This window comes from Andreprevotia lacus DSM 23236 (assembly GCF_900176275.1).
Lineage (GTDB): Bacteria > Pseudomonadota > Gammaproteobacteria > Burkholderiales > Chitinibacteraceae > Andreprevotia > Andreprevotia lacus.
On sequence record NZ_FWXD01000008.1, the window covers coordinates 49,443 to 63,311 of the forward strand.

Genomic DNA, 13,869 nt, shown 5'->3' on the forward strand with positions numbered 1-13,869 from the left:
ATGACTGCTTCCCCCTCTTCTGCCACATCCCGCTATGCCGTTGCCGCACTGTTCCTGCTGTTGGGGGTGAACTATGGCAGCTGGGCCGCGCGCATGCCCGCACTCAAGACCATGCTGGGCCTGAGCAATGCCGACATCAGCTATCTGCTGCTGGCCAGCGGGCTGGGCTCGGTGTTTTCCTTTCCAATCACCGCCACCTTGCTGCACAAGCTCGGCCCGCGCCGGCTGTGCTGGCTGGCCAGTGCGCTGTTGCCGCTGTTGTTGATCGCGCTGGGGTACTCACCCAGCTACGGCTTTGCGCTGGTGGTCATGGTGCTGGAAGGTTTGGCGGTCAGTTGCCTGAACGTGGCGATGAACGCACAAGCGGTGACCGTCGAGTTGCAAGGCGGCAAGGCCATCATGTCGCGGCTGCATGCCACCTTCAGCCTGGGTACGCTGGCAGCAGCTGGTATTGCCTATGGCTTTACCAATTTCACCGCCAGCGTGCCGCTGCATTTTTGTGCAGTTGCCTTGTTGATGTGGCTGGCCGCAGGCTGGGCTGGCCGGCATCTGGTGGCGGACCCGCCGCGCAACGAGGTGGACGTGGCACGCCAGCCTTTCTCCGTGCCGACCGGCGCTGCGCTGTGGCTGGTGCTGGGCGTGTTTGGCGGCACCATCGTCGAAGGCTCGATGTCGGACTGGACCGCCCTCTATCTGAAAGAGCGCACTGGCGCGAGCGATGCCATGGCGACCTGGGGGCTGGGCTGTTTCTCGGTCACCATGTCGCTGTCGCGCTGGTTTGGCGATCTGGCCCGCACCCGCTTCGGCCCGCGCGCGCTGCTGCTGTATGGCGGCGTGATTGCCGGTGGTGGCTTGGGCGCTGCAGTGCTAATGGGGGGCTTTGTGCCCGGCCTGCTGGGGTTTATTGCGGTCGGGCTGGGGGTGGCCGCCGTATCGCCGTGCCTGTATCAAGTGGCCGCGCGGCAGGGGCCGGTGGCGCTGGCTGCCGCGACTACCACCGGTTCATTGGGCTTGTTGGTGGGGCCACCCATCATTGGTTTCATCGCACATCACAGCCATCTGGGCTGGGGGCTGGGCTTTGTGGCGGTCAGTGTGGCGCTGATCGCCTATGCCGCAACCCGCATCGACTGGTGAGCCAGGGTCAGAATACGCCCAGGCCCTTGAGCAGGATGACGGTAATCAGCAAGGGCGCTACATAGCGCGCCAGCACATGCACCAGCCGTATCACGCCGCTGTTCTGCAGCTGCCCGTCGTTGCCGAGCGCTGCCTGCAGCCTGGGCAGGCCATACACCCAGCCCACGTAGACCGCGATCAGGATGCCACCCAGCGGCAGCAAGATGTTGGAGCTGATGAAGTCGAACAGGTCGAACGCATTCAGCCCGAACAGCTTCCAGTCCGCTGTGCTGCTTTGCGACAGCGCTGCTGGCACACCCAGCACGGCAATGGTGACAATGGACAGGATGGTGGCCTTGCGGCGGCTCCAGCCCAGCCGCTCGGTCAACATGGCGACGGGTACCTCCAGAATGGACAGAATGGCGCCAGTAGCGGCAATGGCGGTCAATAGAAAGAACAGCGCCATGAAGATGCTGCCCCCCGGCATGCTGTGAAACACCGCTGGAATGGTCATGAACACCAGCGATGGCCCGGCTGACGGCGCAAAGCCGAACGCGAATACGGCCGGAAAAATGGCCAGACCGGCCAGCAGCGACACGCTCAAGTCCGCCAGCATCACGCGCAGCGCGGTAGCGGGGATGTTCTGCTCGGCGCGGAAATAGCTGCCGTAGGTAATCATGGTGCCCATGCCGATGGAGAGCTTGAAGAACGCCAGCCCCATCGCCGTCAGCACCACCCCGGTGGTGATCTTGCTGAAATCCGGCTTGAGCAGGAAAGTGAGCCCGCCCATGGCGCCGGGCAGGGTCAGGCTGCGGATGCACAGCAGCACCAGCAGCAGGAACAGCAGCGGCATCAGCCGCTTGGTGACGGCCTCAATGCCCTTGGATACGCCCAGCATGATGATGCCGCCGGTAAACGCCAGCACCAGCCATTGCCACAGCAAGGCTTGCATGGGCGAGCTGACCAGCGACTGAAAGGTGCCTGCCGCGCTGTGCGGATCGCTGAATTGCAATTGCCCGGCCAGCGCCTTGACGATGTAGGAAAATACCCAGCCGGCGACTTCGGTATAGAAGGCCAGGATCAGCACGGCGGCTACCAGCCCCATGTAGCCTATGCTCTGCCAGAAGGGCTGGCGCGGTGCGAGCTGCGCAAAGGTGGAGACTGCATTGGCGCGTGCGGTGCGGCCGAGCATGATTTCGGCAATCATCACCGGCAAGCCGACCAGCAGGGTGGCCAGCAGATACACCAGCAGAAAGCCGGCGCCGCCGTTGGTACCGGTCAGGTAGGGGAATTTCCAGATGTTGCCCAGGCCGACGGCCGAGCCCAGTGTGGCGACGAGTACGCCAAAGGTAGAGGTGAAGCCATCGCGTTGCGACATGGTGCAAATCCTGTGCTGGCCATTGTGAGGGCAGTCGATTGCGCTGGCGGGCCGAAGCGGGTGGCTGGGGCCGGAAAGCGCAATCTCCGGGCGCGTAAGGTGCCCGCGTTGCGCAGGGGCGTCCATGCGGGTTTTCCTTACACTTTCGTTTATAGCCTGTTGCATGACGGTGTGGTTTGCGCTGGATCATGCCAACCGGATTTGTGGTCGAGATTCAGTACGCACGCGCTTTGTGGGCAGGCAACGCGTTAAAATGGCGGCATGACCGATGACGTAACCGCCCAGCCCACTGCACAGCCAGAACCCGACGAACGTTGGACTGCGCTGCTCGCGCAAGTGAAAACCCTGCCCAATCTGCCCGGGGTGTATCGCTACATCGCGGCCGATGGCGCGGTGCTGTATGTGGGCAAGGCGCTGGACCTGAAAAAGCGCGTTGGCTCCTACTTCCAGAAAAACGACCAGAGCCCGCGCATCAAGCTGATGCTGACGCATGTTGCGCGCATCGATACCACCGTGGTGCGCTCGGAAGCCGAAGCGCTGGTGCTGGAAAACAATCTGATCAAGGCCTTGTCGCCGCGCTACAACATCCTGTTCCGCGACGACAAGAGCTACCCCTATGTGGTACTCACCGGCCACAAGTCGCCGCGCTTGGCGTATTACCGGGGCGCGCTGGATAAGCGCAACCGCTATTTCGGGCCGTTTCCGAACGGCTATGCGGTGAAAGAGTCGATCCAGCTTTTGCAGAAGGTATTCAAGCTGCGCACCTGCGAGGACACGGTGTACGCCAACCGCTCGCGCCCGTGTCTGCTGTACCAGATCAAGCGTTGCTCTGGCCCCTGTGTGAACCTGATCAGTCCCGAGGATTATCAGCGCGACGTGCAGCATGCCGAGCGTTTTCTCAGCGGCAAGGGCTCCGAGCTGCTGGAGGAGCTGGAAACACGCATGCAGGCTGCATCGGACAGCTGGGACTTCGAGCTGGCGGCTGCCTTGCGTGATCAGATCCAGTCGCTGGCCAAGGTGCAGGAGCGGCAGTTTGTCTCCAGCAATACCAACGAGCTGGATGCCGATATCGTCGCCTGCGTGATCCGCCAGGGCACACTGTGCGTGAATCTGGCCATGGTGCGCGGTGGCCGCCACGTGGGGGACAAGAACATCTTTCCTAGCCATGGCGAGGACTACGACGATGCTGAGGCGCTAGCTGCGTTTCTCGCCCAGCACTACCTGGAACGCAGCGTGCCACCCTTGCTGCTGTGCAACCCCGCGCCGGATGGTGCCGCGTTGATTGCGGATCTCTTGTCCGAGCAGGCCGGGCGCAAGGTCGTCATCAACAGCAACCCGAACGGCGAGCGCCGCGTGTGGCTGGAAATGGCCACCAAGAATGCCGAGCTGGCCATCTTGCAGCGGCAGGCGCAGGCCGCCAGCCAGGCCGGGCGCTTGACCGCGCTGGTCGAGGCGCTTGATCTGCCCGAAGAAACGCAGCGCATCGAGTGCTTTGATATCTCGCACACCATGGGCGAAGCCACGGTTGCGTCGTGCGTGGTGTTTGACCGTGGCGACATGCAGCCCAAGGAGTACCGCCGCTACAACATCGAAGGCATTACCGGTGGTGATGACTATGCGGCGATGAAGCAGGTACTGACGCGCCGCTATGAAAAGGTGGCCAATGGCGAGGGCAAGATGCCCGATCTGATCCTGATCGACGGCGGCAAGGGCCAGCTGACGCAGGCCGAGGAGGTGATGGCCGAAGTGGGGCTGACCCAGCCCACCTTGCTGGGCGTGGCCAAGGGCGAAACGCGCAAGGCCGGGCTGGAACAGTTGATTGTGGCCACCACGCATGCGGTGATCCGCCTGCCGACCGACCACGCCGGGCTGCACTTGATCCAGCAAATCCGCGATGAATCACACCGCTTTGCCATCACCGGCCACCGCGCGCGGCGCGCCAAGGCGCGGGTGGCGTCCAGCCTGGAAGATATCGAAGGCGTAGGGCCGAAACGGCGGCAGAAGCTGCTGGCGCGTTTCGGTGGCCTGCAGGGGGTAAAGGCCGCCAGTGTGGACGACCTGATGCTGGTGGACGGCATCAATGCAGAGCTGGCTGAGCGTATTTACGCCGCATTGCGCTGATGCGGAGGGATCAGCCGGCCGGCTGGTACACCATGATCTCTTCGCCATCGACCAGCTCACCGGTCGCCACCCAGCCGCAATGGCGGTAAAAGCCGTATGCCCGCACTGCACTGTCCGGATTGGCGCTGAGCCAGATGCGCTGGTGGCCGCATTCGGCCGGCCAGGCGGTGACTTTGGCAAGCAGTGCCCGGCCGATGCCACGCCCTTCGTATTCGGGCAGCACTGCCAGCACCAGCATTTCCCCACCGTCGCGGTCGCCGCTGGCGAAGCCGACAATTTGCCCATCCACCTCGCACAGCCAGCCACGCACCAAGCCGGTGTGCAGCGCCTCGGCGGCGCTGTCCGGCGTGATGCCGCGTGCGGCCAGTTCGGCCACGCTCATGGCGTTTTCGCGCGTGCGGGCGCGCAAATCGAACAGGGTGGGGAAATCTTCGCTGCGGGTTGCGCGGATGTGCATGGTTTCAGGCGGTGACAGGGCGGGCGCGGGGTTTGCGGCGAACATATAGTGTCTTGTAAACGCGCGCAACCACACTGCCCTGTGCGTCGATGATATCGACGGTAAACTCGGGCAGGTATTTGTCGCCGTTTTCCGTTTGGTCGCGGATATGCGCCACGGCGGTGGCATCAAGCCGGAACTGCGCCTTGACCACGCCACGCCCCGGCGCCAGAAAGTCGATGCGCGCGCTCTGATCCCACACGTAATACTCACCACCCAGAATCTGCATCAACATCAGCATGTACCACGCATCGGTCATCGCAAACAGGCTGCCGCCAAAATGCGTGCCGACGTAATTGCGGTTGTACCAGCGCAGGCGCAGCTCGACATCGAGCGCATGGTAGTCCGGCGTGATGCGGGTGGCGTGGATGCCGGTAAGCAGGAATGGTGGCCACAGGTTGACCAGATGGCGGAACAGCGCAGCGTTCATGGCAAGGTACCCGGTGGGAATGATCAAGCAACAATATCAAACGATCGTTTTATTTTCAACCGGGTCTGATGGTGTGGCTGGGCACATTGAAAGGGCGCCGGGCCGGGCATGTAGCCGCGAGCACGCCCTGCGGCTTGGCGCACGCCCTGTTGCTGGCGGGCCTGTTCTGGTCCGCCAGCAACCGGGTTTGCGCTTAATTGCAGCCGGGGAATTTGAACGTGCCGATACGGGTGCTCCAGTTGAATGCGCCATTGGCCTTCAGGTATTCGTTGGTGTACCAGAAGGTGCAGTCGTCAGCGGGGTCTATGCTCATCGCGCTGTAATCGCCCCAGCGGGCCAGGTTGTAGCCGCTTTGCGAGCCGGAACCCTCGATCAGGCTGGTTTCCGCCTGCATGGTGCCTAGCGGGTCGCTCACTGCGCGGCTGGTATAGCGGATGGCTGGGTGCAGGCTGGCGCTGGATACGCTATAGCCAAGTGCGGCATTGCCCTGTTTGTCCATGGCGATGGAGCCCATCCAGCGGTAACTGCTGTCCGGTGCATAGGTTGCCTGTTGATAGACCACTGGCGTGCCGCCGGGGTTGCGGATTTCATACCAGCGTACACCGCTATTGCTGCTGCGCCGGCCGCTGCTGACGTTGACCGAATGATTGACCACCAGCGCTTCGTGATCGCCGAAGTTGCGATAGGCCAGCCGGTACATCAAGCGGTCGGCCAGTGAGTCGAGCTTCTGGCTGGTGCCTGCTTGCGGTACGCAGGTGCCGCCGCCGCAGGCGGTGCTGAAACTGGCTACGGGGATGGCAATCGGGCCTGTCAGTGTCGAGAGCGACGGGTTGGCCCAGTTGGTGTGGAAACGCCAGAGGTTGAGCTTGCCGGCCGCAAGGGCCAGCAGGTAGTCGGGCGCCCCGGCCGGTGGTGGCGTGGCACCGTCGAGATCGGCTGGCAGCAGGCCACCGTAGCTGCTGGATAGCTGGAAGCATTGCTGGGCGGCCAATGCACCGGTCAGCATGGCGTTGCGGTCATAGACGCAGGTCTTGGCGCCGATGAACGAGTTGCTCTTGAACATGTTGAAGGTGATGTAATAGCCGTCCGGCCACACACCGATTTTCGGATAATCCGGAAAGAGGCTGCCGTAGTTGAACGCATAGCGGTAGTAGCCACCCGTGGCATCACTGCTCTGCGAGACGGCCACGCACTGGTAATAGGGCGCGGCAGTCACGGCAAACTGGCTGATGATCCAGCGCCCGGCGGCCTTGTCGTAGACCACTACCGGATCGCCATCGTTGTCGGCCTCGCACGGGCCGCCAAAGCCTTGCCAGAGCGTGTTGACCGGTACCGGACCATAGATGGCTTGTTTGGTCGCCTTGTCAAACACCGCCAATGCGGTGTTGACCAGCTGCACATACTGCGTGGCACCTACCGCACCATTGGTATCGGGTGGGGCGGAGTCCACGGTGAAAGCGCCTTGCGGGCCGACGAATCCTGCGCCTACCCCGTCTACCCCCAGCCCGGCCAATGTGGCGGCGGTCAGCGGGGTGCTCTGTTGCAAGGCGCCGTCCGGCGGGCTGCCCGGTCCGTCGAGGAAGGGCAGCTTGTGCATCGGGTGTTCGCGGGGGCTTTTGGCAAAGTCATCCGGCCGGGGCATGGTGCCGCGCAGCGAATGCAGCTGATCGTGCTGCACGGCGGCATTGACCTCGACCGACGGCGAATCATCGCCCGGCTGCGCATGCGCCGCAGGGAGGCCAATTGCAGTGAAAGTGCATAGTGCCAGCGCATAGCGGCGGGCTGGGCGACGGATTGCCATGGCGACAGACTCCCTGAGCGCGGCGGCGCAATTCGATTCCGGCCTGCATGTCAGCTCATCTACGCGTCGCGGCGCAGCAACTCCCTTATCCGTAAACTATACGGCGCAGGGCAGGCCAAGGCCATGTACGTCCGTCACCCTGCAATGGCCTGACAATCTCTTGAACGGCCGTCATGGCTGCTGTCATTTTCGCGCCAATTGCAACGACTAAGTAGGCATCCGTCATGGAGTAGCTTATGAAAACGATCAACAGTTTGTGGGCCGGCGCCTTGCTGGCTGCGACCGCGCTGGCGGGAGAGCCGGCGTGCCGCATGTCGACCACGCACAGCAGCGAGCCGGCACCGGTACTTGCCGAGTTGTACACCTCGGAGGGATGCAGCAGCTGTCCGCCTGCGGAACGCTGGTTGAGCGGCCTTGCCGCAGCAGGCCTGCCAAGAGCGCGGGTCATCCCGCTGGCGTTTCATGTCGACTATTGGGATTACCTCGGCTGGCGCGACCGCTTTGCCGATGCGGCCTATACCAGACGTCAGCAGTCCAGAGCTCGTACCAGTGGCGCGTCCTTTGTCTACACCCCGCAGTTGCTGCTGAACGGACGCGACACGCGCAGCTGGATCGGGGGCTATGACGTGCTGCGCAACAGGGAAAAGGCGCAAGCAAAACCTGCCGCCGCGCTGTCGATGCTGCTGCAGGCTGACCCGCAGGGGCTGGTTGCAGCCATGCGGATCGAGGATGCGCTGCCGAACCAGCAACTTTATCTGGCCCTGTATGAAGACGGCTTGAGCAGCCAGGTGCAGGCGGGTGAAAACAAGGGCGAGCGTTTGCTGCACGACGCGGTCGTGCGCCGCCTGGCTGGGCCGTTCCCGGTGGGTACCGACGGAAAGCTGCAAACGCACGTGGTATTGCAGCCACCGCCAGGGCAGGATTTGCAGCGCAGCGGGGTAGCCGCCTGGCTGGAAGATGCCCAAGGCGGGGTGGTGCAGGCCATTGCCGCGCAGTGTGTACGTTAGCTGTCGCAGACCATTTACGCTTACTTAACAAGCTTACTGCTTCAAGCAAGCCCCGCTTGTGGCTAAAATACAGCATTTACCGCCTCCCGGATCGCCTGTCGATGCCGTTCAATCTGCCCATATTCCTGACCTGGCTGCGCGTGGCGCTGATTCCGGTCTTCGTCGGCCTGTTCTACATGCCGAACGACCTGCCAAGCATCGAGGTCAAGAACATCGTTGGGACGCTGATTTTTGCCGTCGCCGCGCTGACCGACTGGTTCGACGGCTATCTGGCGCGCCGCTGGAACCAGACCTCCAGCTTCGGCGCCTTCCTCGACCCGGTGGCCGACAAGCTGATGGTGGCCGCGGCGCTCATCCTGCTGGTCGAGCTGGGCCGCGCACCGGCGTGGCTGGCGGTCATCATCATCGGGCGCGAGATCACCATCTCGGCACTGCGTGAGTGGATGGCGCAACTGGGCAAATCGAAAAACGTGGCGGTTGCCTACATCGGCAAGCTCAAGACTGCGGCGCAAATGATCGCCATCCTGCTGCTGCTGTGGTGGGGGCCGCTGCTGCCGGGCATTCCCACCCCGCTGTTCGGGCAACTGGCCCTGTATGTGGCCGGGGTGCTGACCATCATGTCGATGTTCTATTACCTGCGCGTCGCCGCCCAGCAGTTCAAGGGCCAGTGAGCGCATGACCCAACCCCGCACCGCCGGTCTGTTTGCGATCGGCGGTTTTTATTTCTGCTACTTCGCATTTACCGGCTTGTTTCAGCCTTTCTGGGGTGTTTATCTGGCGGCGCTGTCGTTTCCGGCCTGGCAGATCGGCATCCTCACCTCGCTGACGCAGATCAACCGCATCTATGCCCCCGTAGCATGGGGCTGGCTGGCCGATCACACCGGGCGGCGCTCGCTGATCTTGCGGGTGGCCGGTGCGGGCGCGGTGGCCGGTTTCGTCTTTCTGCCTTTCGTGCACGGTTTTGGCGGCATCCTGGCTGCCGTCCTGTTTGCCACCTTTTTCTGGAGTGCTGCGCTGCCGCTGGTCGAAGCCCTGACCATGAATCTGCTCAAGGGCGATGGCGGGCGCTATGCGCGCTTGCGCGTTTGGGGATCAATCGGCTTCATCGTGACCTCGATTGTTGGCGGGTACTGGATGCAGGCATTCGGCATCCAGGTGCTGCCGTGGACGGTGCTGGGGGTCATGTGCGGCCTGGCGGCCTATGCCTGCCTGCTGCCCAAGGCACCCGCGCAGGCGCATGCACACGAACGCGCCGCAGGCTTTGGCGAAATCATGGCCCGGCGCGAGGTGCAGGTGGTGTTTGGTTGCTGTTTTCTGATGCTGCTGTCGCACGGACCGTATTACAGCTTCTATTCGATCTTCGTCACTGATCTGGGCGTGGCCAAAAGCAGCGTGGGCTGGCTGTGGGCGCTGGGCGTGACGGCCGAGGTTTGCGTGTTTCTGTCCATGCCATGGCTGACCGCGCGTTGGTCCACGCGGCAATTGTTCCTGTCGTGTTTCCTGGTGGCTACCGGGCGCTGGTTGCTGATTGCCTTCAGCGGCGGCCATCTGGCCTTGCTGTTGCTGGCCCAGCTTGGCCATGCCTGGACCTTTGCCATCTGCCACGCTACCGGCATGAGCTATGTGCACAGGCATTTTGCCGGGCCACACCAAGGCAAGGGGCAGGCGCTGTATATCGGCGCTTCGTTCGGCTTGGGGGGCAGTCTGGGTGGTGTGCTGGCGGGAGCGGCCTGGGTGCCGCTAGGCGGCACTAGCTGTTTCCTGATTGCAGCGGGCATCGCCTTGCTGGGCTGGCTGGTGGCGCGTGCCGGCCTGCGCGAACCGCCTCAGGCGGCCTGAAGCAAGGCCGGGTCGAGGTGCTGGCGGGCGCTTTGCACCAGCCCGGCAATCAATTCGTGGTCAATGGGCAAGGGCTGCGCGGCTGCTTTGCGCCCCGTCGCTACAAAGCGCCAGTCGCCATTGCTGCCAACCGTGCGCAACTCGCTGCGGCAATTGGGGCAATCAAGCAAATCGCCGCTGCGCGCCTTGCGCGGCACCGCAATGATGGGGCCGCAGGCCGGACAGCTTTGCAGCGGGATGCCGGGTTCGGAATGTCCAATGATATGAGTCAGTGCGCCGGCATGACCCAGTGCGATAAAGCGCTCACCCAGCTCCCGGTCGAATTGCCGGCCCAGATTGTCCCCGATGATGTCCAGCGCGCGCTCGATCGGCATGCCGGCGCGGTAAGGACGCGTCGACGTCATCGCGTCGAAGGCATCGGTGAGGCCGACGATGCGCGCAACCAGCGGAATCTGCTCGCCATGCAGCCCGGCCGGGTAACCTTGGCCATCCGGCGTTTCGTGATGCATCAGGATGGCTTCGCGTACCAGTGCGGCCAACGGGTGTTGTGCCAGCAATTTGTCGCCCGTGGCCGGGTGCGTCTTGATGACTGCGTATTCTTCGTCGGTCAACTTGCCAGGCTTGTTGAGGATGGCATCCGGCACGCCGATCTTGCCCAGGTCATGCAGAAAGCCGCCCAGCGTGATGCGTGCCACTTCGGCATCGGGCAGGGCCATGTCCTGCGCCAGCAGGCGGGAGAATTGCGACACACGCCACAAATGGCCGCCGGTATAGGCATCGCGTGCTTCGACCATGGCGGCCATGGTGTAGAGGCTGTTGAGCAGGTGGGTAAACAGGTCCATGAGGCACTCACTGGCGTTGATTCAGGCATTTTAGTCGGCGAATCCGGTAATTTCTGACAGTCGATTTTAGGATTTGCCCCAATAGTGATGAAAGGGTGGATGACCTAGCGTCAGACGCATCGACAACGTGACCCGGTGCCATGCGGCACCGTGCAGACAGAGAGAGCCGGAACATGATTATCGTGATGCAACGTCAGGCCACCCCCGCGCAGGTTGACGGCGTGGTGCAATACATCCGCGACAACGGCTTGCAGGAGCATGTATCGCGCGGCGCCGAGTTGACCATCATTGGCGCGATTGGCGACGAGAACAAGCTGGATTTGGCGCACCTGGAAATCCTGCCTGGCGTCGAGCGCGCTACGCGTATTGCCAAGCAATACAAGATTGTCGCGCGTGATACGCATCCGCAAGGCTCGGTGGTGAACGTGCGCGGCATTCCTGTCGGCGGGCCGCAGGTACAGATCATCGGCGGGCCGTGTTCGGTCGAGACGCAGGAGCAGATGAACTTGTCCGCCGACGCGGTGGCTGCTGCCGGCTGCAGCATGATGCGCGGCGGTGCATTCAAGCCGCGCACCAGTCCCTACGCCTTCCAGGGTTTGGGGGTAACCGGGCTGGAATACTTCCAGAAAGCGGCAAAACGTCACAATCTGCCCGTGGTGACGGAACTGATGGACGTGCGCATGCTCGATACCTTCATGGCGTACGACGTGGATGTGATCCAGATCGGCGCGCGCAACATGCAGAATTTCGATCTGCTCAAGGAAGTCGGGCGGGTCAACAAGCCGGTCATCCTCAAGCGCGGCCTGTCGGCAACGATCGCGGAATGGCTGATGGCCGCCGAATACATCGCTGCCGGCGGCAACCACAACATCATTTTTTGCGAACGCGGCATCCGCACTTTCGAGACCGCCTACCGCAACGTGCTCGACATCACCGCGATACCGGTGCTCAAGCGTGAAACACACTTGCCGGTCATCGTCGACCCCAGCCATGCCGGCGGCAAAGCCTGGATGGTGCCGGCGCTGGCACAAGCCGCCGTTGCCGCCGGGGCAGACGGCCTGCTGATTGAAATGCATCCCAGCCCGTGCGATGCATGGTGCGATGCCGATCAGGCCTTGACGCCGGAGGAGCTGAAAACGCTGATGGGCAGCTTGCGCGCCATTGCGCAGGCTATAGGCCGTCATGTGTGACGTGCAGTGTGGTCGCATCCCGCTGTCGCCACGAACCGATATTCATTACAGGAGAAAATACATGCATCCTTCCATCTGGCTGTCTGCACTGGCCCTGTGTAGCGTGACTGGCATGGCTCAGGCCCGTTCGCTACTGGACGGCGACTACCGCATCGACCGCGTGATTACCACCGAGGGCGAGGTGATCCGCCCGACCGATACACGCATCGGCATGACCGTCGAGGGTGATCGCGTTAGCGGTTTTTCAGGCTGCAACCGCTTCATGGGCGGTATCCGCTACATGGACAGCACTATCAAGCTGGGCCCGCTGGCCGGCACGCGCATGATGTGCATCCAGAATGAAGTCGCCACCATCGAACACGCGGTGCTGGCTACGCTGGACAAGGTCAGCAGCTTCGGGCTGAACCCGCAGCAGCACAGCGTGGTGTTGCGCGGCGCCCACGGCGAACTGGTGTCGCTGCAGCGCCGTGATGGTGTGGAGAAAGAGCTGAGCGTGGCGCCGCAAAAGGTGGGCTGCAGCGGCGTGGGGAAGATGGAATGCCTGCAGGTGCGCAGCAAGGACAGCGAGCCGTGGACGTTGCTTTATCAGCAAATCGAAGGCTTTGAGTCCAAACCCGGTGTAAGCTATCGCCTTCGCGTGCGTGAAGAAGCGGTGGCCAACCCACCGGCCGATGCGCCTGCCACGCGGCTTATCCTGGTGGACATCCTCGAATCGCAATGAACTCAGTCAACAAACTGGTGCTGCTGGGCACTGGCCTGATCGGCGGCTCGTTCGCGCTCGCACTCAAGCGGGCAGGGCGGGTGGGCAAGGTGGTCGGTGTCGGGCGCAATCCCGACAATCTGCAGCGTGCGCTGCAGCTGCGCGTCATCGACGAGGCCTCGTCTGACGCTGCGGCGGCAGTGCAGGGCGCCGATCTGGTCTTGCTGGCCACGCCGGTGGGCCAGATGGGCCGGCTGATGACCCAGATTGCGCCGCATTTGCCGACGGGCTGCATCGTGACCGATGGCGGCAGCACCAAGCAGGATGTGGCCGCCTTGTTCCGTGCCCATTTGCCGCAGCACCTGCTGTATTGTGTGCCCGGGCACCCGATTGCCGGGTCCGAGCTGTCGGGCGCTGCGGCGGCGCAATATGGTTTGTATGAAGGCCGCCGCGTAGTGCTCACGCCGCTGGCCGAGAGCAATCCCGGTGCGGTCGCCACAGTGCGTGCGTTGTGGGAGGCCTGTGGCGCCAACGTTTACGAAATGGATGCGGCCGAGCATGACGGCATCTTTGCTGCCGTCAGCCATGTACCGCACCTGCTGGCGTTCTCCTATATGAACGCAGTACTGGATCGTCGCAATGCCGCCGCCTGTCTGGATTTTGCCGCCAGTGGCTTTCGCGACTTCACCCGCATTGCCGGCAGCCACCCCGATATGTGGCGCGATATCGCGCTGGCCAACCGCGATGCCATTCTGGCCGATCTCAAGGCCAATGCCGCGCAGCTGCAACACGTGATCGAGCTGGTCGAGGGCGGTGACAGCAACGGCCTGACCAGCTATATCGAACGTGCCAGCGCAGCGCGCAGCAGCTGGGGGCGTGGCTGAGCCACGCTCGACCGGTTGTACGGCCCTAACTCGCCCGGCGGCCCTGACCGCCGGTTTGTTTTCTGGAG

Annotated in this window: 13 protein-coding genes; 8 read left to right on the forward strand and 5 right to left on the reverse strand. The window is 63.0% G+C overall.

Annotated features, from left to right (window positions below):
- Positions 1–1,134 carry an MFS transporter gene (locus tag B9A19_RS08090; protein WP_176216847.1) on the forward strand — a complete coding sequence of 378 codons (1,134 nt, stop codon included), beginning with the start codon at positions 1–3 and terminating at the stop codon, positions 1,132–1,134.
- 7 nt (positions 1,135–1,141) lie between these two features.
- Here B9A19_RS08090 and B9A19_RS08095 read toward each other — a convergent pair whose 3' ends face one another.
- Positions 1,142–2,491: a sodium-dependent transporter gene (locus B9A19_RS08095; RefSeq protein ID WP_084090286.1), complete on the reverse strand. Its 1,350-nt coding sequence runs from the start codon at positions 2,489–2,491 to the stop codon at positions 1,142–1,144.
- A gap of 261 nt (positions 2,492–2,752) precedes the next feature.
- On the opposite strand from B9A19_RS08095, the gene uvrC reads away from it, so the two are divergent.
- A complete protein-coding gene (gene uvrC, locus B9A19_RS08100) occupies positions 2,753–4,612 on the forward strand; it encodes an excinuclease ABC subunit UvrC (protein WP_084090287.1) in 1,860 nt (619 codons plus the stop codon).
- A gap of 10 nt (positions 4,613–4,622) precedes the next feature.
- Here the strand turns inward: uvrC and B9A19_RS08105 are convergent, their stop codons facing one another.
- The 3 genes from B9A19_RS08105 to B9A19_RS08115 all read right to left on the reverse strand — a co-directional run bounded on the left by B9A19_RS08105 (position 4,623) and on the right by B9A19_RS08115 (position 7,339).
- Positions 4,623–5,069 (reverse strand): GNAT family N-acetyltransferase, encoded by a 447-nt coding sequence (locus B9A19_RS08105; protein ID WP_084090288.1) that lies wholly within the window; start codon positions 5,067–5,069, stop codon positions 4,623–4,625.
- A gap of 4 nt (positions 5,070–5,073) precedes the next feature.
- The gene (locus B9A19_RS08110; RefSeq protein ID WP_084090289.1) at positions 5,074–5,538 is read right to left on the reverse strand and encodes a DUF4442 domain-containing protein; all 465 of its coding nucleotides are present in this window, start codon (positions 5,536–5,538) and stop codon (positions 5,074–5,076) included.
- A 193-nt stretch (positions 5,539–5,731) separates the two neighbouring features.
- On the reverse strand, positions 5,732–7,339 hold the full coding sequence (locus B9A19_RS08115; RefSeq protein ID WP_084090290.1) for a hypothetical protein: 1,608 nt from the start codon (positions 7,337–7,339) through the stop codon (positions 5,732–5,734).
- Positions 7,340–7,575: 236 nt separating this feature from the next.
- Between B9A19_RS08115 and B9A19_RS08120 the strand changes: the two genes are divergently transcribed.
- The 3 genes from B9A19_RS08120 to B9A19_RS08130 all read left to right on the forward strand — a co-directional run bounded on the left by B9A19_RS08120 (position 7,576) and on the right by B9A19_RS08130 (position 10,185).
- Positions 7,576–8,346 carry a DUF1223 domain-containing protein gene (locus B9A19_RS08120; RefSeq protein WP_084090291.1) on the forward strand — a complete coding sequence of 257 codons (771 nt, stop codon included), beginning with the start codon at positions 7,576–7,578 and terminating at the stop codon, positions 8,344–8,346.
- Between the two features lie 101 nt (positions 8,347–8,447).
- Positions 8,448–9,017 (forward strand): CDP-diacylglycerol--glycerol-3-phosphate 3-phosphatidyltransferase, encoded by a 570-nt coding sequence (pgsA, locus tag B9A19_RS08125; protein WP_084090388.1) that lies wholly within the window; start codon positions 8,448–8,450, stop codon positions 9,015–9,017.
- Between the two features lie 4 nt (positions 9,018–9,021).
- Positions 9,022–10,185 carry an MFS transporter gene (locus tag B9A19_RS08130; protein ID WP_084090292.1) on the forward strand — a complete coding sequence of 388 codons (1,164 nt, stop codon included), beginning with the start codon at positions 9,022–9,024 and terminating at the stop codon, positions 10,183–10,185.
- On the opposite strand, the gene B9A19_RS08135 is transcribed toward B9A19_RS08130, so the two are convergent.
- Entirely contained in the window at positions 10,173–11,027 is an 855-nt protein-coding gene (locus tag B9A19_RS08135) for an HD domain-containing phosphohydrolase (RefSeq protein WP_084090293.1), read from the reverse strand. The two genes, B9A19_RS08130 and B9A19_RS08135, sit on opposite strands and share 13 nt — an antisense overlap.
- Before the next feature lie 173 nt (positions 11,028–11,200).
- Between B9A19_RS08135 and aroF the strand changes: the two genes are divergently transcribed.
- The 3 genes from aroF to B9A19_RS08150 all read left to right on the forward strand — a co-directional run bounded on the left by aroF (position 11,201) and on the right by B9A19_RS08150 (position 13,801).
- A complete protein-coding gene (gene aroF / locus B9A19_RS08140; protein ID WP_084090294.1) occupies positions 11,201–12,217 on the forward strand; it encodes a 3-deoxy-7-phosphoheptulonate synthase in 1,017 nt (338 codons plus the stop codon).
- A 61-nt stretch (positions 12,218–12,278) separates the two neighbouring features.
- A complete protein-coding gene (locus B9A19_RS08145; protein ID WP_176216848.1) occupies positions 12,279–12,938 on the forward strand; it encodes an META and DUF4377 domain-containing protein in 660 nt (219 codons plus the stop codon).
- The gene (locus B9A19_RS08150) at positions 12,935–13,801 is read left to right on the forward strand and encodes a prephenate dehydrogenase (protein WP_084090296.1); all 867 of its coding nucleotides are present in this window, start codon (positions 12,935–12,937) and stop codon (positions 13,799–13,801) included. Before B9A19_RS08145 ends, B9A19_RS08150 begins: the two co-directional genes overlap by 4 nt.
- Positions 13,802–13,869 lie beyond the last annotated feature (68 nt).

What these genes read in the sequence shown, in the direction of transcription:
- B9A19_RS08090 (WP_176216847.1), top strand. Translation starts at nt 1, where the DNA reads ATGACTGCTTCCCCCTCTTCTGCCACATCCCGCTATGCCGTTGCCGCA.
- B9A19_RS08095 (WP_084090286.1), bottom strand. Translation starts at nt 2,491, where the DNA reads ATGTCGCAACGCGATGGCTTCACCTCTACCTTTGGCGTACTCGTCGCC.
- uvrC (WP_084090287.1), top strand. Translation starts at nt 2,753, where the DNA reads ATGACCGATGACGTAACCGCCCAGCCCACTGCACAGCCAGAACCCGAC.
- B9A19_RS08105 (WP_084090288.1), bottom strand. Translation starts at nt 5,069, where the DNA reads ATGCACATCCGCGCAACCCGCAGCGAAGATTTCCCCACCCTGTTCGAT.
- B9A19_RS08110 (WP_084090289.1), bottom strand. Translation starts at nt 5,538, where the DNA reads ATGAACGCTGCGCTGTTCCGCCATCTGGTCAACCTGTGGCCACCATTC.
- B9A19_RS08115 (WP_084090290.1), bottom strand. Translation starts at nt 7,339, where the DNA reads ATGGCAATCCGTCGCCCAGCCCGCCGCTATGCGCTGGCACTATGCACT.
- B9A19_RS08120 (WP_084090291.1), top strand. Translation starts at nt 7,576, where the DNA reads ATGAAAACGATCAACAGTTTGTGGGCCGGCGCCTTGCTGGCTGCGACC.
- pgsA (WP_084090388.1), top strand. Translation starts at nt 8,448, where the DNA reads ATGCCGTTCAATCTGCCCATATTCCTGACCTGGCTGCGCGTGGCGCTG.
- B9A19_RS08130 (WP_084090292.1), top strand. Translation starts at nt 9,022, where the DNA reads ATGACCCAACCCCGCACCGCCGGTCTGTTTGCGATCGGCGGTTTTTAT.
- B9A19_RS08135 (WP_084090293.1), bottom strand. Translation starts at nt 11,027, where the DNA reads ATGGACCTGTTTACCCACCTGCTCAACAGCCTCTACACCATGGCCGCC.
- aroF (WP_084090294.1), top strand. Translation starts at nt 11,201, where the DNA reads ATGATTATCGTGATGCAACGTCAGGCCACCCCCGCGCAGGTTGACGGC.
- B9A19_RS08145 (WP_176216848.1), top strand. Translation starts at nt 12,279, where the DNA reads ATGCATCCTTCCATCTGGCTGTCTGCACTGGCCCTGTGTAGCGTGACT.
- B9A19_RS08150 (WP_084090296.1), top strand. Translation starts at nt 12,935, where the DNA reads ATGAACTCAGTCAACAAACTGGTGCTGCTGGGCACTGGCCTGATCGGC.